Annotated in this window: 22 protein-coding genes; 5 read left to right on the top strand and 17 right to left on the bottom strand. The window is 68.2% G+C overall.

The genetic code is table 11. The annotated features are described in order from the left end of the window. Positions 1–179: 179 nt before the first annotated feature. Complete coding sequence (locus tag AU072_RS02870; RefSeq protein WP_064412509.1) at positions 180–617, top strand: STAS domain-containing protein; 438 nt, start codon at positions 180–182, stop codon at positions 615–617. Here the strand turns inward: AU072_RS02870 and AU072_RS02865 are convergent. Then, positions 588–1,376, bottom strand: coding sequence for an RNA polymerase sigma factor SigF (locus AU072_RS02865; RefSeq protein WP_064345793.1), 789 nt, complete (start codon positions 1,374–1,376; stop codon positions 588–590). The two genes, AU072_RS02870 and AU072_RS02865, sit on opposite strands and share 30 nt — an antisense overlap. Then, a complete protein-coding gene (locus AU072_RS02860) occupies positions 1,373–1,816 on the bottom strand; it encodes an ATP-binding protein (protein WP_064412384.1) in 444 nt (147 codons plus the stop codon). Before AU072_RS02860 ends, AU072_RS02865 begins: the two co-directional genes overlap by 4 nt. A gap of 265 nt (positions 1,817–2,081) precedes the next feature. On the opposite strand from AU072_RS02860, the gene AU072_RS02855 reads away from it, so the two are divergent. Continuing rightward, the gene (locus tag AU072_RS02855; protein WP_064412383.1) at positions 2,082–3,101 is read left to right on the top strand and encodes a DNA topoisomerase IB; all 1,020 of its coding nucleotides are present in this window, start codon (positions 2,082–2,084) and stop codon (positions 3,099–3,101) included. Here AU072_RS02855 and AU072_RS02850 read toward each other — a convergent pair. The 9 genes from AU072_RS02850 to AU072_RS02810 are packed head-to-tail and all read right to left on the bottom strand — an operon-like array spanning position 3,095 to position 13,087. After that, complete coding sequence (locus AU072_RS02850) at positions 3,095–4,393, bottom strand: UDP-glucose dehydrogenase family protein (protein ID WP_064412382.1); 1,299 nt, start codon at positions 4,391–4,393, stop codon at positions 3,095–3,097. The genes AU072_RS02855 and AU072_RS02850 overlap by 7 nt on opposite strands. Then, positions 4,390–5,331, bottom strand: coding sequence for a glycosyltransferase family 9 protein (locus AU072_RS02845; RefSeq protein ID WP_064412381.1), 942 nt, complete (start codon positions 5,329–5,331; stop codon positions 4,390–4,392). The genes AU072_RS02850 and AU072_RS02845 overlap by 4 nt, the downstream gene beginning before the upstream one ends. After that, on the bottom strand, positions 5,322–6,008 hold the full coding sequence (locus tag AU072_RS02840; RefSeq protein WP_064412380.1) for an SDR family oxidoreductase: 687 nt from the start codon (positions 6,006–6,008) through the stop codon (positions 5,322–5,324). The genes AU072_RS02845 and AU072_RS02840 overlap by 10 nt, the downstream gene beginning before the upstream one ends. 17 nt (positions 6,009–6,025) lie before the next feature. Beyond that, a complete protein-coding gene (locus AU072_RS02835) occupies positions 6,026–7,381 on the bottom strand; it encodes a PfkB family carbohydrate kinase (RefSeq protein WP_064412379.1) in 1,356 nt (451 codons plus the stop codon). Beyond that, positions 7,374–7,943, bottom strand: coding sequence for a D-sedoheptulose-7-phosphate isomerase (locus AU072_RS02830; protein ID WP_064412508.1), 570 nt, complete (start codon positions 7,941–7,943; stop codon positions 7,374–7,376). The genes AU072_RS02835 and AU072_RS02830 overlap by 8 nt, the downstream gene beginning before the upstream one ends. 5 nt (positions 7,944–7,948) lie before the next feature. Then, positions 7,949–8,968 (bottom strand): glycosyltransferase family 9 protein, encoded by a 1,020-nt coding sequence (locus AU072_RS02825; RefSeq protein ID WP_064412378.1) that lies wholly within the window; start codon positions 8,966–8,968, stop codon positions 7,949–7,951. Beyond that, on the bottom strand, positions 8,965–10,458 hold the full coding sequence (locus tag AU072_RS02820; protein WP_064412377.1) for an HAD-IIIA family hydrolase: 1,494 nt from the start codon (positions 10,456–10,458) through the stop codon (positions 8,965–8,967). The genes AU072_RS02825 and AU072_RS02820 overlap by 4 nt, the downstream gene beginning before the upstream one ends. Beyond that, positions 10,455–12,110 (bottom strand): carbamoyltransferase family protein, encoded by a 1,656-nt coding sequence (locus tag AU072_RS02815; RefSeq protein ID WP_064412376.1) that lies wholly within the window; start codon positions 12,108–12,110, stop codon positions 10,455–10,457. Before AU072_RS02815 ends, AU072_RS02820 begins: the two co-directional genes overlap by 4 nt. An 8-nt stretch (positions 12,111–12,118) precedes the next feature. Beyond that, positions 12,119–13,087: a UDP-glucuronic acid decarboxylase family protein gene (locus tag AU072_RS02810; RefSeq protein WP_064412375.1), complete on the bottom strand. Its 969-nt coding sequence runs from the start codon at positions 13,085–13,087 to the stop codon at positions 12,119–12,121. A gap of 37 nt (positions 13,088–13,124) precedes the next feature. On the opposite strand from AU072_RS02810, the gene AU072_RS02805 reads away from it, so the two are divergent. Then, the gene (locus AU072_RS02805; protein WP_064412374.1) at positions 13,125–14,009 is read left to right on the top strand and encodes a glycosyltransferase family 2 protein; all 885 of its coding nucleotides are present in this window, start codon (positions 13,125–13,127) and stop codon (positions 14,007–14,009) included. 5 nt (positions 14,010–14,014) lie between these two features. Here the strand turns inward: AU072_RS02805 and AU072_RS02800 are convergent, their stop codons facing one another. Further along, entirely contained in the window at positions 14,015–15,241 is a 1,227-nt protein-coding gene (locus AU072_RS02800) for a glycosyltransferase (RefSeq protein WP_064412373.1), read from the bottom strand. Positions 15,242–15,261: 20 nt separating this feature from the next. Further along, complete coding sequence (locus AU072_RS02795) at positions 15,262–16,236, bottom strand: glycosyltransferase (RefSeq protein WP_064412372.1); 975 nt, start codon at positions 16,234–16,236, stop codon at positions 15,262–15,264. A gap of 164 nt (positions 16,237–16,400) precedes the next feature. Here AU072_RS02795 and AU072_RS02790 point away from each other — a divergent pair, with 164 nt between their 5' ends. Then, entirely contained in the window at positions 16,401–16,604 is a 204-nt protein-coding gene (locus AU072_RS02790) for a hypothetical protein (RefSeq protein ID WP_064412371.1), read from the top strand. A gap of 105 nt (positions 16,605–16,709) precedes the next feature. Further along, positions 16,710–16,946, top strand: coding sequence for a microaggregate-binding protein 1 (gene mbp1 / locus AU072_RS02785; protein WP_064400879.1), 237 nt, complete (start codon positions 16,710–16,712; stop codon positions 16,944–16,946). A 56-nt stretch (positions 16,947–17,002) separates the two neighbouring features. Here the strand turns inward: mbp1 and usfY are convergent, their stop codons facing one another. The 4 genes from usfY to AU072_RS02765 form a co-directional block, all read right to left on the bottom strand. Then, positions 17,003–17,311, bottom strand: coding sequence for a protein UsfY (gene usfY / locus AU072_RS02780; RefSeq protein ID WP_064412370.1), 309 nt, complete (start codon positions 17,309–17,311; stop codon positions 17,003–17,005). 89 nt (positions 17,312–17,400) lie between these two features. Next, positions 17,401–18,033: a flavodoxin family protein gene (locus tag AU072_RS02775; protein ID WP_064412369.1), complete on the bottom strand. Its 633-nt coding sequence runs from the start codon at positions 18,031–18,033 to the stop codon at positions 17,401–17,403. After that, the gene (locus tag AU072_RS02770; RefSeq protein ID WP_064412368.1) at positions 18,030–18,401 is read right to left on the bottom strand and encodes a hypothetical protein; all 372 of its coding nucleotides are present in this window, start codon (positions 18,399–18,401) and stop codon (positions 18,030–18,032) included. Before AU072_RS02770 ends, AU072_RS02775 begins: the two co-directional genes overlap by 4 nt. Before the next feature lie 85 nt (positions 18,402–18,486). Next, positions 18,487–19,167, bottom strand: coding sequence for a PAS and ANTAR domain-containing protein (locus tag AU072_RS02765; RefSeq protein ID WP_064412507.1), 681 nt, complete (start codon positions 19,165–19,167; stop codon positions 18,487–18,489). Between the last annotated feature and the right edge of the window lie 71 nt (positions 19,168–19,238).

Genomic DNA, 19,238 nt, shown 5'->3' with positions numbered 1-19,238 from the left:
TGCATGATCGTTGAGCAGCGTAGGGTTCAGTTCAGGTTGAGTTGACAGCCGAGCTGAACGTCATCGACGTGCAAGGGTAGAGAACTCCCGCCTCTGCTGCGAAGGCTTTGAATACGCAGGGCCCCAAATTTTTGACGTGAGCCACAGTACGAATGACACATTCACTGATGGAGTCACACATGTCCAATCCTGATTTGACTGTCGCTGTTGAAGCGCAATCCGACGACAGCCGCGAATGCCACACCGCGCACTTCGCCACCCGGCGGGTGCACCCCGCCACCGCGATCGTCTCCGCCCACGGTGAGATCGACGCCGCGAACTCCCAGGAGTTCGTCGACTACGCGCTGCGCCACGCCACCGAGCTCGAGCGCATCGTGGTCGACCTGTCCGGGGTCGAATTCTTCGGCACCGCAGGGTTCTCCGCGCTGCACACGCTCAACGTGCGCACCGCAGGCGAGAAGATCGAGTGGGCGCTGTTGCCCAGCGCATCGGTCAGCCGCTTGTTGCGCATCTGCGATCCGGATGCCGCACTACCCGTCTGCGACAGCATCGAGACAGCGCTCGCGGATGGCAAGAACACCAAGCCGCTACTGCAACTGGTCCCGGAGTCGAGCTAGCGACTTCGCGAGCAGACGCGACACGTGCATCTGTGAGATGCCAACGCGCTCAGCGATTTGCGTCTGAGTGAGGGATTCGAAGAAGCGCAGCAACAACACGGTTCGTTCGCGCTCCGGCAGCGCGGCCAGCAAGGGCCGCAACGCTTCCCGGTTCTCGATCTGGTCGAGACCCAGGTCGACGTCGCCGAGCGTGTCGGCGATCGCGGGGGCGTCCTCGGTTCCGCTACCACCGCTGTCGATCGACAGTGTGTTGTAGGAGCTTCCGGCCACCAGGCCCTCGACGACCTCGTCGCGGTCCATGCCCAGCTCCGCCGCGAGCTCCGATGCCGTGGGGGCGCGGCCGAGCCGCTGCGACAACTCCGCGGTGGCGGCGCCAAGTCGCAGATGCAGTTCCTTGAGTCGCCGCGGCACCTTCACCGACCAGCTGTTGTCGCGGAAGTGCCGTCGGACCTCCCCCATGATGGTGGGCACCGCGAACGAGACGAAATCCGAGCCGGCCTCGACGTCGAAGCGGATCACCGCATTGACCAACCCGACGCGGGCCACCTGGACGAGATCTTCGCGTGGCTCGCCGCGCCCGTCGAAGCGGCGCGCGATGTGGTCGGCCAGGGGCAGGCAGCGCTCGACGATGCGGTCGCGCTGCCGCTGGAACTTCGGCGAGTCCTCCGGCACGTTCTTCAGCTCGCGGAACATGTCGGCGACATCCGCGTACTCAGAGTTCGAACGCGACGACGAACCCTGTGACGTCGACGGCGTCACTGCAGCGTCGCTCGTCTCGTCGTCATGGAGATCCCGAACACCTGGGCGTTCTCGGGTCCCTGGCCGTTCTCGAAGGTCGTCACTTCGTCGGTCAGTGAACTCAGCACGTGCCAGCTGAAGCTGCCGGGCGCCAGGATGTCGGAACTCTTACATGTGGTGGACGCATTGATGACGACGGCGTCGTCGCGCGGGTCGATGACGAGCAGCAGCACGGAGTCGGGTACGGCGGACCGGATCAGCCTCGTGCAGGCCTCGTCGACCGCAAGACGCAGGTCGGCGACGGCGTCGAAGTCCAGATCCTCGAAGGTCGCCACCGCGGCGACCAGGGTGCGCAGCACCGCAAGATTCTCGAGTTCGGCGGCGACCCGGAGTTCCACCGACCGCGCGCCGTGCCCGTGCCCATTGTTCTTGTTGGCCCTGGTGTTGGCAGTGTCGGCCATTTGACCTCCCGGCAATGTCGAAGCGAGATTACCCCAGGTCGGATCCCACCTAACCACGAGTACTCCGGTGACCCGCGAATGACGACGTGTGCCGCACGCCGACGCGGGTATTTACCCGGTCATGGAGAAGTTCCCACCCAGCGCGCAACGGCTCGGGCCGACGAAACAGCGAACACGACTGTGACGAGCGGCATTTTGACGGCGCGACAAAGTAAGACTTCTCCATGGTGGGGGTTCAATACCCCCCTGCGCTCGGGACCCAAACATGCGACTTCGCCGTAGCGTCGTCAGCGGCCCCGGCCTACGCCGGTTGCGCCGCGGCCGCGGATTCTCCTACCAGCATCCCGACGGCAGCCCGGTCACCGACGAGAAGACCCTGCAGCGCATCCAGGAGCTCGTCATCCCGCCGGCATGGAAGAAGGTGTGGATCTGCCCGTATCCGAACGGGCACATCCAGGCGGTCGGTACCGACGCCGCCGGCCGGCGCCAGTACCTGTACCACCAGAGGTGGCAGGAGGAGCGCAACGAGGAGAAGTTCGACCGGGTGCTGGAGATGTCGGCTGCGTTGCCCGAGATGCGCAGGCGCATCGCTGCGGACATGCGTGGCCGAGGCCTGAACCGCGACCGGGTGCTGGCGTTGGCGCTGCACCTGGCCGATCTCGGCTATTTCCGCTCCGGCTCGGAGCAGTACGCCGAGGAGAACAACTCGTACGGCATCGCGACGCTGCGCTGCGAGCATGTGATATTGCAGCGCAACGCGATCGAGTTCGACTTCCCCGCCAAGAGCGGGGTGCGCCGGACACTGCTGATCGACGACCCCGAAGCGGTCCGCTCGGTCCGCGCTCTGTTGCGCCGCCCCGACCGCACCGAGCGGTTGCTGGTGTGCCGCAACGGTTCGGGTTGGATCGACATCCACGCCGACGACCTGAACACGCGGTTCAAGGAACTCGTCGGGGACCGGTACACGGTCAAGGACCTGCGCACCTGGCACGGCACGGTGCTGGCGGCGGCCGCCTTCGTCGACGCCGACCCGCCGGTGAACAAGACCGTCATCAAACGGGTCGAGTCCGCGGTGATGAAGGAGGTCGCCGAGGAACTCGGCAACACACCCGCGGTGGCGCGAGGCTCCTACGTCGACCCGCGCGTCGTGGTGGGCTACGAGTCCGAGCTGACCATCGCCTCAGCCGCGCGGCGTGCCGCGAAGATGAAGACCGTCGCCGAACGCCAAGAGGTGCTCGACCGCGCCACGGCACGCCTCATCCGCAAAGTGGCCAAAGGTCAGTAGCCCGACGGTGTTCCGTTCCCCAGATAGGTCAACCCGAGGTCGGTGAGCAGTGCTGCATCGAGCAGGTTGCGGGTGTCCACGACGACGGCTGTCGGCGCGTGCTCGGCGATCAGACCCCAGTCGAGTTCGCGGAACTCCGGCCACTCGGTGAGCACGACGATCGCGTCGGCATCTTTTGCGGCCAGATATGGATCGTCGACGGCGACGATCGACGAGGCCCGCAACCGCGACCAGTCCATCGCCGAGAGCCTGGGGTCGTATCCCGTGACCTGCGCACCGGTCCGGCCCAGGTCAGCGCAGATCGTCAGTGCCGGTGAATCGCGCAGATCACTGGTGCCCGCCTTGAACGTCAGGCCCAGGGCGGTGATGCGGGCCCGGCCGAGCGGAGTGACCATGGACCGGCCCAGCGTCGACGCGATTCGCGCGGATTGCGTGGCGTTTGTCACACGAGCCGATTCGATCTCCGGCAGATCGAGGCCGGCCGTCCGGCCGGTGTGCAGGATGGCCGCGGTGTCCTTCGGCAGGCACGATCCGCCCCACCCCGGCCCGGGCTGCAGGAAGTGCGGGCCGATGCGCACGTCGGCGCCCATGCAGCGGGTGACGTCGGTGATGTCGGCGCCCATCCGGGCGCACAGCTGGGCCAGCGAGTTGGCGTAGGAGATCTTCACCGCGAGAAAGGCATTGCTGGCGTACTTGGCCAATTCCGCGCTCTCCGGGCTCATCCGGAAGGTCTGCGCGTGGTTTCCGTACACGCGCGAGACCAGGTCGGCGGCGTCGGGGTCGTCGCCGCCGATGACGATGCGGTCCGGGTTGCGGAAGTCGTAGATGGCGTGGCTCTCGCGGAGAAACTCGGGATTGGAGACCGCGCGAATGCCGGCGTGCCGCACCCGCTGTCCGATCCGCCGGGTGGTGCCGACCGGAACCGTCGACTTGAGTACCAGCACCGAACCCGGTCGCAGCACGGCGGCGAGTCGCTCGACCGCCGCGTCGACCGCCGACAGGTCGGCCGAGCCGTCCGATCCGCTCGGCGTCGGCACACAGATGAACACCACGTCGCAATCGGCCAAATCGGGATAGGCGACGCTGAATTCCAGCTTTGCGGTGTCCAGCCCGTGACGAAGCAACTCGGCCAGGCCCGGCTCGTCCAGCAGGGGGACCCCGCTGCGGACCTGTTCGACCCGCCGGGTGTCGACGTCGACGCACACCGTGTCATGACCGCGTTCGGCCAGGCACACCGCTGTCGTCAGGCCGACGTAGCCCGCACCGATCACCCCGGCTCGAATGGTGTTCATGCACAGTCCTTCAACAGGTTCTCGGTGGCGTCGAGCACGCGTCCGACCGTGATCAGCAGCAACCCTCTATGCGGTCGGTCGGCGTGCGGGTCGCCCTTGTCACCGGCCCACACCGCGATGTGCGGACCCGTTCCCCTGGGACCCCACCGGTTCGGTGGTGTCGGACCGAACAGCAGCACCGAGGGAGTTCCGGTCGCGGTCGCGATGTGTCCGACGCCGGTGTCACCACAGATCAGCAAGCGGCAGTCGTGGATCAGCGCGACGAGTTCGAGCAGTCCGAGAGTGCCTGCGAGCACGCTGGATCGGGGTAGTCCCGCGGCGTCGGCCACTGACCGGGCAAGGTCGACTTCACTGTCGTCGCCGGTGATGACCACGTCGTGACCGCGGCTTCGCAGTGCTGCGGCGACCTGTGCGAAACGCTCCGGCGGCCATCGCCGCGCTGCGTATGCGGCGCCTGGATGGATCACCACCGCCGAGGAACGGTCCGGATAGGCGTCCGGCCGCGGGATCACCAGATCCTGTGGATCACAGGTGATCCCGGCCCATTCGAGTAGCGCGCACCAGCGGTCGACCTCGTGCAGTTCGGCCCGCCACGGCGGACCCTCGACCTCGGGATACGCGGGATGCCGGTGGCTGATCAGGCTTCGGGGCCGCACCGCGAGCAGGTCGGCGATGCTTTCGGGGCCGCTGCCGTGCAGGTTCACCGCGAGGGCGGGTGGTTCGCTTCGGCCACGGAGCCGGCCGAGACCGGGGGTCGGGTCGAGCTCATCGACCGCACCGGAGAGCATCACCAGGTCGCGGTACCGTTCGGGCGCGGCGAGCACGACGTGGGCGTCCGGGCGCGCCCGCCGCAGCCCACGCAACGCCGGAATCCCGGTGAGCAGATCGCCGAGGCCCAGCGCGCGCAGGACCACGATGGTCTCCTGGCTCACGGCCACGAAGACTCCGTCGATGCGCAGACCACCAGCTCACGCACCTCGCAGCCCGCCGGCTGGGACAGGGCGAACACGACGGTGTCGGCGACGTGTTCGGGCTGGTTGAGCTTGGCGTCCGGCGGCGGCTTGTACTGCTCGTCGCGGCTGTCGAAGAACGCCGTGTGCATACCGCCGGGGATCAGCGTCGTGACTCCCACCTCCCCCGCCAGTTCGGCCGCCAACGCGCGGGAGAATCCGATGATTCCGAATTTGGAGGCGCAGTACGCGGTCGCGTCGCTGACGGCCTTGATCCCCAATGTCGATGCGCACGTGACGATCCGGCCGCCCGTGTTCTTCAGGTAGGGCAATGCCGAGCGGATCACCGCCGCGGTGCCCAGCAGGTTGACGTGGATGACGCGTTCCCAGTCCTTGACCGCGACATCGGCGAGCTTGCCGCACATGTCGGTGCCTCCGGCGGTGAACACGCCGTGGATCTGACCGCCGGCCTGCTCGGCCAGCTCGCGCACCGCGGCGTCGACCGCCTCGGTGTCGGCGAGGTCGGCCCGCGCGAAGGCCACGCCCGGTTTCGGGTCGTTGCGGTCGATCACCAGCGGCGTACCGCCCTGGCGCGCAACGGCTTCCACGGTAGCCGCGCCGAGTCCCGACGCACCGCCGGTGATGATGATGTTGCCAAGAGCCATTGACGTTTCCTTTCGGTTCACGACCGCGCCGCGGCGATCAGATTTGACGATGAGTAGCCGGCGACGGTCGGCAACAGCACCACTTCACCGCCGTGGCGGCGGACCACGTCGGCCTCGGGAAGGTCGGCCTCGGTGTAGTCACCGCCCTTGACCCAGACGTCGGGTCGCAGTTGCTCGAGCGCCGCTTCGGGTGACAATTCGTCGAAGACCACCACGGCGTCGACACACGCCAGCGCGCCCAGCACCCGCGCCCTGTCCTGATCCGCCACGACGGGCCGGCGTGGCCCCTTCAGTGCGCGCACCGAGGTGTCGGAGTTCAGCAGCACCACCAACGCGTCACCGAGATCGCGGGCTTGCCGCAGCAGGCGCACGTGGCCGGTGTGCAGGAGGTCGAAGCAACCACCGGTGGCGACCAGCCTGCCGCCGCGCCGGCGCAGGCGGTCCCGGACCTCGACGATGCCGCCGGTGATGGCGGTCGATGTTGCGGCCGAATGTGTTCCACCGACTGCGGCCGCGCTCGAAACACCGACGGCACCGCCCGCGGCGACGAACCTGCTGGCGGCGTTGACGGCGTCGGCAACGGCATGGTGAACGTCCTTGCCCGCCGCGAGCGCCATGGTGGCCGCGATCGCGAACCTGTCCCCCGCGCCGCAGGTGTCGCCGTGGTCGGCCGGCGCGGCCGCATCCCGCACCGGGTGGTGCTCGCTACCGGTGTCGCTGGCCACGAGTGCGCCCTTCGAACCCAGGGTCACGCACACCGCTCGTGCCGCCCATTGTTCGCGCAGCGACTCCGCCGAGCGCCTCGCCGCCTCGTCCTGATTCGGCGTGACCAGCCAGCAGCCCGGGACGGGTTCGCTCCCGCGGGGATGCGGGTCCCAGACCGTCGGCACCCGCTGCGCGGCCGAGGTGATGAGATCTCGGATCTCACCGTGCGCGGTGATGCCGCGCCCGTAGTCGGCCACGCAGACCGCGGCGGCCTGCCCGACCGCCTCGGCCGCCGAGGCGGGCACCGCGTCGTTCGCGGCCGATCCGTCGCCGTGGTCGAGCCGCAGCATCGATTGCCCGGCGGCACGAATTCTGGTCTTGCACGGCGTGTTACCGGCCATCGGTAAACCGATGATCCGCACGCCGGCGTCGGCCAGCAGCTCGGTCAGCGCCTGGCCTTCTGTGTCGTCGCCGATCGCGGTCACCAGCACCACATCGCAGCCCGTCCGCGCGGCGAGCACAGCAGCCAGTCCTGCGCCGCCCGGGCGTCGCCAGATCCGTTCGGTGTCGACGACCGGGACGGGCGCCTCGGGGCTCAGTCGCGTGGCCGTGCCCTCGATGTCGACGTCGAGCATCGAATCGCCGATGATGACCAAGGTCTCATTCATGTGACGTCCCCAGCAGCACCTCGTCGACGGCGATGCACAGCGCATGCACGAGCAGCAGGTGGACCTCCTGGACTGTCGCGGTGGTCGGCGCTTCGACGCAGACGGCGTCGTCGCACATCGCGGCAAGGGGATTGGGGTCCGGCCCGGTGAACGCCCATGTGGTGAGGCCGGTTTCGTGGGCCGCCTTGACGGCGGCGAGCACATTCGGGCTCGTGCCGCTGGTCGACAGCGAGAACAGGACGTCGCCCGGCCTGCCGTGCGCCCGCACTCCTCTGGCGAATATCTCCTCGATCCCGTAGTCGTTGCCGATCGCGGTGAGGGCCGAGGTGTCGGCGTGTAACGAGATGGCGGACATGGGCATTCGCTCGTCGCGGAAACGGCCGACCAGTTCAGCGGTCAGATGCTGCGCCTCGGCCGCGCTGCCGCCGTTGCCGCAGGCGAGCAGCCGGCCGCCCGTGGTGAGGACATCGGCGAGCCGCCGCCCCCACGCGGCCAGCTTGGGCGCCTGGGGCGCGAGGTGATCGGCCGCGTATGACAGCGCGGAGAAGTGAGTTTGGATCATCGGGATCATTGCCGTCCTCCAATTCGGTTGACCGCCTCGAGCAGTTCGTCGTCGCCGATGCCGTCCAGGCACGGGTGCCCGGGCACGGGGCAGACGCGGGCCCGGGTGAGCCGGCACGGGGCCTGCTGGTCCCCGAGCCGAATGACACTGGCCCCGTACGGGCTCCATTGCGAAGCGGGTACGACGGGAGCGAATAGCGAGACCACCGGTGCGCCGACCGCCGCCGCCAGGTGGGCGGGTCCGGTGTTGGGTGCGATCACCACCCGCGCCGCGACGTAAACCGCCGCCAACGTGTCCAGGGTGGTGCGTCCTCCGAGGTCGACGGCCGACTCCCCGGCCACCACCGCGGTGAGTTCGCGTTCGGCGGGGTCGCCGGTGACGACCACTCGATGTCCGGCGGCGACGAGCGCCTCGACCATGCCGGCACTGCGCTGGGCGGTCGGTCGGCGCGCGGGCACGGCGGCTCCGGGATGGAAGACGACAAACGGTGCGTCGCCGAGCGATTCGGCGACATCCGCGGGCAGCGGCGGTGGTTGCCGCACCCGCAGCGTGCCGTCGTCGCCCTCGGGCAGCTCACAACCGGCCGCCCTGGCCAGCGACAGCGCGCGCTCGGGTTCGGGTATGGCCTCGGCGACGTGGTGCCGCAGGTCGAGCAGTGTTCCGGGATAGTCCTCGCTGATCGCCCCCACCCACGGCACCGAAGCCATCCGGCAGATCAACGCCAGCGGCAGCGGGGACTGATGGAAAGACGTGAAGATGTAGACCCGCTCGGGAGCGACATCGCGCAACTGTTTGACCAACGCCTCGACGTGTCCTGCGGTCAGTTCGGGTGAGTCGAAGTCCACCCACGGCGCCTGCCACTCGATGACCTCGTCGACGCCGGGCAGCAACTCGGCGGCCGCCCGCCCGCGCGGGCCCGCGAGAAAGGTGACCGCATCGTGGGTTTGCGCTACGGCGCGCACCGCAGGACCGGTGATCAACACGTCCCCGGCGCTGTCCAACCGCGCAACCACCGCCCGGGTCATCGGCAGTCCCTGAGCACCATGGACACCGCTGCATCGAGGCTCGGCGCGACGCGCGCCTTGACGAGGGCCTCGCTGATCTCGTGGCGCAGCGTGCGGTCGGTGGGCACGAGTATCGCGTCGGCGCCCGCGGCCAGCGCGGCCTCGACGTCTGCACCGGTGTCGCCGATCATCACGCACCGCGAGGGGTGAACACCCAGTGCGGCGGCGGCATCCTCGACCATGCCGGGCGCGGGTTTACGGCAGCGGCATTCATCGTCGGCGTCGTGCACGCACAGGTGCCACGAGTCGAACGGACCCAGCGCCGAGTCGACCTCGGCGTTGACGGATTCGAGTTGTCGGGTGGTGATCAATCCCTTGGCCACCCCGGACTGGTTGCTCACGATGGCCAGCAGTAACCCGTTGCGACGCAGGCGATCCAACGCGTCGTGCGCGCCCGGCAGCGGGCGAACACCCGCCGGATCGTTGAGATAGGGCCCGTCCGCGATGATCGTGTCGTCACGGTCGAGCAATACCGCCAGCGGCGGGTCGGGCCGGGCCGTGCGGAACGTCCACTCCCCGGCCAACCGGTGCCACACCGCAACCGGTGGGATCAGCGCGCTGGTGAGCGCCATGCGACCGGCCTCACCGAGTGTCCGCGGGCCGCACCAGAACCGGCGGAGCGCGAACTCCCCCGTCAGCAGCGCCCAGGCCGTGGCGGCGGTGCGCGCGACGCGCCAGCGGCCCGCCCCTGCGCTCACGACCGCGAGGAGGGCCGCGGCCGTGGTCACCGAGTGCGCCGGGAGTCGGCCCCGGCCCTCACCGATCGCCGAGCGCCACCGCCTACCGAACTTGCGGCGAAGCAGGGCGTTGTCCCGGTTGCCGGTCTGGGCCCACACGCTGCTCATCAGCGCGGCGTTCGCGACGGGATGGGTGCAACGGCGGGCCCCGCGCACAATGTCGTTGCCGGCCCGGGTGATCCGCAGCGCGATGTCCGAATCCTCGCGGTAGGCCCGTGGGAATCGTTCGTCGAAGCCGCCGATGTCGACGAGGACATCGCGCCGAAACGCCATATCGGCGGTGATCCACTTGGCTTCGGCGAGCCGCTGGGTGCGCTGTTCGTCGTCGGTGGCCTTGCGCCCGCCCACCCGCGGCACCTCGATCACCGCTTGTGAGCCGGCGGCCGACTCCACTTCGGCCTTGGCCAGGTCCTCGGTCAGCGCGGTGAACCATTCAGGTTGCGGCACAACGTCGTCGTCGAGAAAGCAGACCCAGTCGGTTCGGGTCGCACGCCAGCCCTTGTTGCGAGCGGCCGCCGGTCCTCGTCCCCCGCTGCGCAACACCGTGATTGGAAGACGTGAGTCCACCTCCAGGGGCGGAGCGGGCTGCGACCGGTCGTCGACGACGATCACCGCCGCCGGTGCCGGCCCGGCGGACCCTTCGAGTTCTGCGAGCAGGCGGTGCAGCGACGGCCGCCCGACCGTCGGCACCACGACCGCGAACGACGGCGTCATGTTTGACGCCTCACGATGAACGGACCGATCGCCAGCACGTCTATCGGTGCGCTGCCGAAACATTCGAGCGCGTCGCGCGGGCTGTCAACCATGGGCCGCCCGGCGGTGTTGAAGCTGGTGTTGACGATCACCGGGACCCCGGTGCGGGCGGCGAATCTGCTGATCGTGTCGTGCAGCAGCGGTTGGCCGCGGTCCACGGTCTGAATGCGCGCGGTGCCGTCGACGTGGGTGACCGCGGGAATCCGGTCACGCCACTCGGCGGCGACGTCATGCACGAACAGCATGTACGGACTCGGAATCGGTCCGCCGGCGAAGATCTCGGCGGCCCGTTCGGCGAGCACCATCGGGGCGACGGGCCGGAACTGCTCGCGCCCCTTCACGGTGTTGAGTCGCTCCAGGTTCTCGATGCGGCGGGGGTCGGCCAGCAGTGACCGCTGGCCGAGCGCGCGCGGCCCGAATTCGGCGCGCCCCTGAAACCAGCCGACGAGTTTGTTGTCGGCCAACGCGTCTCCGACCGCGACGGCCAGATCCGCGGGCCTCTCATGGGGCACCGCCGCCTCGGTCAGCGCCGCGGCGATCTCGTCGTCGGAGAATCCGCGACCCAACGCCGCCGAGGGCATCGGCGCGATCGGTTCACCGGCGTCTCCCGCCAGAGCCAGTGCCGCACCGAGCGCGGTTCCGGAGTCCCCCGCGGCCGGTTGCACCCACACATTCGAAAACCCGCCACGGGAGAAGATCTTCGAGTTCGCCACGCAGTTGAGGGCGACTCCACCTGCAAGACAGAGGCTTTCGTGGTCGGTGCGGTCGCGAAGCCAGCCGACGAGGTCGAGCAGCACTTCCTCGACGACCGTCTGGACGCTGCACGCGAGGTCGGCGTGCTCGGGTTCGGGCCGGTCCAGCGCATGCCCCTTCCCGGCGCCGGGTGCGCGGGCGGGTGTGATCGAGTTCCAGTCCACCGGTTCGGTGCGGAAGCCGCCGTCGGCGCATGCGTAGACCGCTTCGCGGAACCTGTCGGCGAACCGCGGTGTCCCGTAAGACGCCATCGCCATCACCTTGTACTCGTCGCTGGAGCGCTTGAATCCGAGGTGCTCGGTGAGGCTTTCGTAGAGCAGACCCAGCGAGTGTGGAAGCGACTGAGTCGCGAGCACATCGAGCTTGTGGTCGCGATAACTGCCGGCCAGCATCGAGGACCGCTCGCCGCGGCCGTCCACGACCAGAACCGCGCAGTCGGGGTGGGGGGAGGCCAGCGCGGTGGATGCGGCGTGCCCGACGTGATGGCGGACGTGCCGCACGACGCCCGGGTCGAGGCCGGGCAGCGCGGCCTGTAGGAAACGGGGGGCCCGGTCGGCGTAGAGCGTGCGCAGGTACTCCCAGTCGCGGTCCAGGCCTGCGAGCCCGTCGGTGGACTCGTCCATCAGGCGCGGGTCGTAGGAGTACCCGACCAGGTCCAGGTCCGATGGTTTCAGCCCCGCCTGTTCGAGACACCACCGTGCCGATTCCACCGGCAACTCCCACGTCGAGAACGGCACGGCCTGTTTGCCGTGCTTGCGGCGGGTGAACCGCTCCTCCTCGGCGGCCGCGACGATCTGACCGTCCACCACGAGCGCGGCAGCCGGATCGTGGAACACCGCGTTGATCCCGAGAATGCGCATGACTTCCCTCAACTCCCCTGCAGTGCAACGGTTGCCGATTGCCGGCGGAACCAGTCGACGGTCATCGACAGGCCATCGGTGTAGCTGACTCGCGGGTGCCACCCCAGCAACTCGCGGGCCAGCGAGATGTCGGGGCACCGGCGTTGCGGGTCGTCCTGCGGCATCGGGCGGAACTCGATCGGTGAGTCGCTTCCGGCCAGATCCCGGATGAGCTCGGCGATGCGCAGCACCGTCAGTTCATCGGGATTGCCGACGTTGACGGGCCCGGTGCAATCGGATTCGCCCAGGGCGATCAGCGCCGCGACGGTGTCGCCGACGAAACACAACGACCGGGTCTGGGTGCCCGTTCCGTTGACCGTGATCGGCTCACCCGCCAATGCCTGGTGGCAGAAGGTGGGCACAACGCGGCCGTCGTCGGGCCGCATGCGCGGTCCGTACGTGTTGAAGATCCGCGCCACGGCGATATCGACAGAGCGCTCGCGCCGATAGGCGAACGTCAACGCCTCGGCGAACCGCTTGGCTTCGTCGTACACGCTGCGCGGTCCGATCGGATTGACGTTGCCCCAATATGATTCGCGCTGCGGATGCTCCAGCGGATCGCCGTAGACCTCGCTGGTGGAGGCCAGCACCAGCCGTGCACCGCACCGCTGCGCGAACTCGAGCATGTGCGAGGTGCCGAGTGCCCCGGTGCGAAGCGTCTGGATCGGCAGCTGTAGATAGTCCACCGGTGAGGCCGGTGATGCGAGGTGGAAGACGGTGTCGATTGCCGACGGCAGATCCGGCAGCGGCCGGCTGATGTCGTGCGCGACGAACCGGTACCCGGGCCGGTCCACGAACAGATCGGCGGCGGTCGGCGCGCTGGTGGACAGATCGTCGAGGCAGGTCACTTCCACACCGCTGTCGAGCAATCGCTCGCACAGGTGCCCGCCGAGAAACCCTCCGCCGCCGGTGACCAGCGCGCGTTTGATGTCATGCATCGTTTGCCTTCCCGATCGGCGGGTAGCCGTCAGGGTCATGCAGGGCCCAGCCTCCACCGACGTCTCGTTCGTGATAGCCAGCCAGAACCGCGCCAAGGAGTTGGCGGCCGTGGTGGCCAGGCTGCTCGACACCACGCCGTGCCCGATCGTCGTGGTGGACAACGCCTCCACCGACGACACCGCGACGCTCATCAACGGCATGGCGGCACGGTCGGCCGGCCGCGTCGAGGTCGTCGAGCTTCAGACCAACCTCGGTGCGGTCGGCCGCAACGTCGGGGTGGCGGTGTGCCGCACGCCGTATGTGGCGTTCTGCGATGACGACTCCTGGTGGACACCCGAATCCCCGGCGATCGGTGCGGAGGCATTCGAACGGCACCCGTCGGTGGGACTGCTCGCCGCGCGCACGATCGTCTGGCCGCAGCGCCGGGAGGATTCGTTCTGCACTCTGCTCGCCGACAGTGCGCTCGGCCGACGGCCGGACCTGCCGGGCCCGTCGATCCTCGGCTTCATGAGTTGCGCGGCCATGGTGCGCAAGCGGGCGTTCGAACAGGCGGGTGGCTTCAGCGACATCCTGCACTTCCGCGGGGAGGAGCAACTGCTGGCGCTCGATATGGCCGCGGCGGGCTGGGACCTCTGCTACTACCCTGAACTGCTGGCCATTCATCAGCCGTCCTCGGTGCGCGCCACGTCCGCTGCCCAGGCCGCCAGGGTGTTGCGCAACGATGTGCTCACCACCTGGCTGCGACGCCCGATTCGCCATTGCCTCACTGCAAGTGGGCGCCTGGCAGTGGCGGCGCTGCGCGACCGCGACCATGCCAGGGTCGCGGTCGAGGCCGTGGCGCGGATACCCGCAGTGGTCGCCCAGCGCCGACCGCTGCCGCGCGAGATCGAGGAAGCGGTGACCTTGCTGGAGTCGGGCTGAGCCGGTCATCCGGACGACAGGCTCGTCGCCGGCTCCGGCTGCGCGACCCGCACAGGCACCAACCGGTCGTAGATTCGCTGGCTGTCGGCGGCGACCCGATCCCACGAGTAGCGGGCCCGCGCGCGGTCCCGCCCGGCGGCACCCATGCTCTGCCTCAGGAAGTCGTCGCGAAGCAGACCCTTCACAGCCTTGGCCACCTCATCGGGCCGCTGCGGCTTGACCAGGTGTCCGGTCACGTCGTGGACGACGGTGTCGAGCATTCCGCCGACCGCCGACGCCACCACGGGCACGCCGCACGCCATCGCCTCGAGCGGCACTATGCCGAACGGTTCGTACCACGGCGTGCACGCCACCACGTCGGCGGACCGAAGAACGGCCGGCATGTCCGTGCGGGACACCGAGCCGTACAGCTTCACACGGTCGGAGACGCCCAATTCCGTTGCCAGAGAAAGCAGCCGACGCGCCTCGGGATCCGACCCGAGTTGCGACCGGTCGGGTCCGCCGACAATCACCAGCTCGGTATCGGGCAGATGGGACAACGCGCGCACGACGACGTCGAAACCCTTGCGGGGCACGAACCTACCGACGCTGACGATGCGGTGTCTCGCGGATCGCGGCGCCACGGGTCCCTCCGGGTTGAACAGGTCGAGATCCACCCCACACGGCACCACGGAGATCCGGTTGCGGGACCGACCCATTCGCACCAGCTCGAACACCTCGTCGGTACAGGTGGCCGCGACCCAGGTAGCGGAACGCGCCACCGTCGCCTCCAGACGCAATCGATCCGGCGGGCTGGTGTCCTGCGCCCCCTGGTGGCGCCGCTTCACCACACCCAATGCGTGAAAGGTCTGGACCGCAGGCAGGTTGAGGTGGCGCGCGGCCAATTGCGTTGCGATACCGGACATCCAGAAGTGGGCATGGGCAACATCGGGTCGGTCCGCCGCCCATTCGGCGTCGAGGAACTGAGCGAAGGGACCCATGTACGAAAGAAGTTCGTCCTTGGGCACCGGCTCGGCCGGGCCGGCCGTGACGTGCACCACGGTGTAACCCTCGGGTGTGACCACGCGGTCGGGCAGGTCCCGGTTGTCCCTTCTGGTGTAGACGGTCACCTGATGGCCGCGTCTGGCCAGTGCGGCCGACAGCTGCGCGACGTGTACGTTCTGCCCACCGGCGTCGACGCCGCCGAGCGCGGCAAGCGGGCTGGCGTGCTCAGACACCATTGCGATCCGCATCGGCGCCCTCCTTCCGGTTGTCATCGACAGCACTCGTCGATGAGGTCGTCCCACTGCGTGAGGAACCGATCGATTCCGAACTGCGCCTTGGCGAAATCCCGCGCCGCCTTACCGGCCGCGGAGGCGGCCGCACCGTCCGCGACGAACGACGACAGGGCGCGCGAAAGTGTGTCCATGTCCGCGCTCACCACGCCGGCCTCAGGCGGCACCACCAGGGGCGCCATCGTCGAGGCGACGGCGACCACCGGCATCCCGATGAACATCGCCTCGATCAGCGACAGACCCAGCGAGGTCCATCGGGCGGTGTGCAGGAACACGCGGCGGCGGGCCACCTCGGGCAGCAAGGCCGCTGCGGGCACATCGCCCTGTCCGCAGACCCGCGGGCTCGTGATGCATTCGGAGAGCACGTCGGTGTCGATGCCCCACACGTCGATCGGCACCGTTTCGGAGAACGCGGCCAGCAAATCCGCGCCTACCGTGCGCCAGCGCCGGCACGGTTCGTTGATCATCGTCGCGGCGGCCGCGACGTCACCCGTGTAGAGCAAGCCGGGATCGACGATGCCGTGCGTGATGACGCGCGTGGGCGCGACGCCGTTGTTCCACATGAGCCGGTTGAAGTCGGTCACGTGCACGATCGGGATGTCACTACGGTCGGCAACCGGGTGAACGCTGTCGACCGCGAACGGCCGTGGCGCGTTGTGCTCCACGTAGACGGCGGGAACGTCTCGGCCCGGTCGCCGCCCCAGCCATCGGCTGGTCAGTTCGATCTCTTCGGGTCGCTGCAACACCACCAGGTCCACGTGCTCGTCATACACTTTGTCGAACGAAACATCTTGGGCACGTGGCCAATTCCGACCACAGCGTCCTCGGCCGTCGGCGTCCCTCGCGGGATTCACAGGCAACACACAGCGATGCCGACCCGCGACGAAGGATTCGGTCCATGACCCGTGCACATGCCAGAGCAGCACCGAACGCGAACTCGAGACGACCGACATGTGGGCCGCCTACCCGAGCACTTCTCAGGCAAAACGGTTCTCCGAACGACTCTTCGTATAGCGGACAAGTACCGATTCGTATTGCGGACTCCCCACTTCGCGCAACGGATCTGGCGTGACGTCGCCCCCGTTTCGCCCTGCAGCTCCGGGGTACCCGGTAGGGCGTGTCAGAGCGCGAAGGATGGCCCGACGAGGTCCCCGTGGCCGACGCGGTGGAACAGCAGCGCCCCGCCAGCGAACCGGTTCTCGACGAGGAGGCGTCCGCCGATTCGGAACCGAATCCGCCTCTGGAGGCGTCGCCCGCCGACTGGCAGGAGCAGCTGGAGGCGGTGGAGATCGATCCCGAGGATGACGCGGCGACACAGTGAGCCCGGTCGGGCGAGCGTTTAGTCGTTCAGGCCCTCGGGAACCCGACACCTGCGCGAGGAAGTTCCTCGTGATTGGACTGAACCACTGCAATGCGGAAGGTGAACATGACCGAGAAGAACAGTGGCCCTGAAGAAGGCATCAAGGGCGTCGTCGAAGACGTGAAGGGCAAGGCCAAGGAAACCGTCGGCACCGTCACCGGCCGTGACGACATGGTTCGCGAGGGCAAGGCCCAGCAGGACAAGGCCGACGCCCAGCAGGACGCCGCCAAGAAGGAAGCCGAGGCGGAATCCGCACGCGCCGGCGCCGAGGCCGCCGAGAAGCGCCAGGAAAACGAGCAGTAATTCGATTCACATCAGAAAAGCCCAGCCGATTCGGCTGGGCTTTTCTCTTCGGTGCGTCAACTACTCGGTTTTTGCCGTTGCGCGTCGGGATGTTCTGCGTACCAACGCTCTTCGATCTTGCGCACCCGTAGATGCTCGACGAGCAGCCAGCCGCCGCCGATGATGAACAGCGCAGCGGAGCCGCAGCCGAGGCCGATGCCCACCCCGTGGTGGCCGGCGCCGTGAGCCGCCAGCGCAGAGACGAACAGCACCAGGGCCACGCCGATGAGGATCAGCCCCGGCATGTTCTTGGTGTCCTTCATCGACTCCCCCGCATGTGGACGGGTCGTTCTCGCGTGGTCGACGGGATCCTTCGGGCTCTTCATCGGTACTCCTCTCTCGGCATACCTCCACCCGGACATGGGCTACTGACAACGCTAGAACTACCCGACCATCCAGGGACAGAAACCGGCCGTCACTGGTACGGCGGGTACTGGTCGGCCCGCAGGGCTCTGGCCAGATGAGCGGCGTTGCGGGCCAACGCGGCAGTCGTCGACGCGACGGGCTCGGGCACCTCGTCGAGGTCTTTGTAGTCCGTGCTCTGCATCGCTTCGCCGGTCCAGTAGGTGCCGCCCTGGGCCGGAATGGTGTAGCCGATGTCGTTGAGGCCTTGGAAGCAGTCGGCGATCACTTTGTGCGCGCCGTCCTCGTTGCCGACGACGCCCACGACCGCGACCTTGCCGACCATGGTCGGCCGGCCCGCGTCGTCGGTGTTCGACAGTTCCGCATCGAGCCGTTCCAGCACACGCTGCGTCACGCTGGCCGGATGGCCCAGCCAGATCGGGGTGGACAACACCAGGATGTCGGCGCGCAGCAGCTTCTCGCGGATGCGGGGCCATTCGTCGCCGTCGCCCATGTCAGCCTCGACACCCGGTGCGATCGCGTAGTCGACGCAGCGCAGCACCTCGGTCTCGACACCCGCAGCGCGCAGGTTCTCGCAGATGTGATCGGCCATCAACGCGCTGCTCGACTCGGCGGGGCTGGGCTTGAGGCTGCACACCAACGCCACGGCGGTCAACGGTCGATCAGCGTCCGCGGGCGCACTCATCCGCCGAATACCGCGAACCCGGTGAGTGCGGGCATGCTCGTCATCAGCACCAGCAGCATCGACGTCAGCAGGAACCATCCCGCGCCTTGCCATGCCGACGACATTTCACCCCTGCGCCAGTTCAGATGGGCGCGGAAGAACGCCCGCAGCCCGCCGGCGAACAGAACGGCGGGCGCCGCGAGCGCCAGAAGCGTTCGCTGGGGCGTCCCGCAAGCCAGGCTGTCGGCCGTCGCGCCCTGGCACGTACTCACCCACACCATGGCGCCGATCAGGAAGATCGCGCCGGTGGCGCCGATCCCGAGGGCGAACCGTGCCGCGTCGCGGATGCCGGTGTCGACTTGTCTCAGCTCGCTGGGACTGTGGTACACGACGAGAGACTCCCGAATTTGCTACCGAATCAGCGGAGTGGGTTTGACGCAGCGCAGGGTTCCCGGTCGAAACGTCCGATAAACCTCAATCTTGGACGCGATGGTGTGCGGTGAGCAGCAGCCTGTCGTAGGTGGAGCGCGGTGGCAACTCCTCGTCATAGGTCAGCCCGAGGAAATCCCTGGCGATTTGCTCGGCGAAGATCCGCAGCTTGGTGTTGGTCTCCTGCGAACGCCAGCGGAGCAACTCGAACGCCGAATCGGCCGAGATCCGGTAGATGAGCATCAGCATTCCCTTGGCCTGCTCGATCGGGCCGCGAGCCTCCGCCATCTCGGTGACCGCGGCGCTGAACGCCCGGTCGCGGCGCTCCAATGTGGACGGGGTGACGTCGACATAGAACCCGTGGGTGCCCACCACCTGATCGCTGTCGTTGAAGAGTTGATCGCCGACCACGACGACGTGGTGCACCTCGCCGTCGGTGTCGATGATCCGGTGGCGGGTGGAGAACGCGCCCGACGTACGGCGGATCTCATCCAACGTCGCCGCCACCTGGCGGTAGTCGTCTGGATGTTTGTGTGACAAAACGAGTTCGGTGGTTGGCTCCGTCGTACCCGGCTCGTAGCCGTGCATCCGTTCGACTTGTGGCGACCACTCCCAGCGTTCGTCGGCGAAGTAGAAGCGGAACCAGCCGACCCGGTGGGGGTCGCCGCCCGCGAGGGCCTGCTCGACAGGTGTCTGCCCGTCGGCGTCGGGCAACTCGTCAGTCATGATCGCGGGCCGAATCCGGTGATCGCACACGTGTATTCCAGCACGATCGTCGGTTCGTTGATCGGACAAGC

Source organism: Mycolicibacterium novocastrense (genome assembly GCF_001499835.1).
Taxonomy (GTDB): Bacteria; Actinomycetota; Actinomycetes; order Mycobacteriales; family Mycobacteriaceae; genus Mycobacterium; species Mycobacterium novocastrense.
Note: the sequence above shows the minus strand (reverse complement) of the source record. Positions and strands in the feature narration are given on the sequence as shown.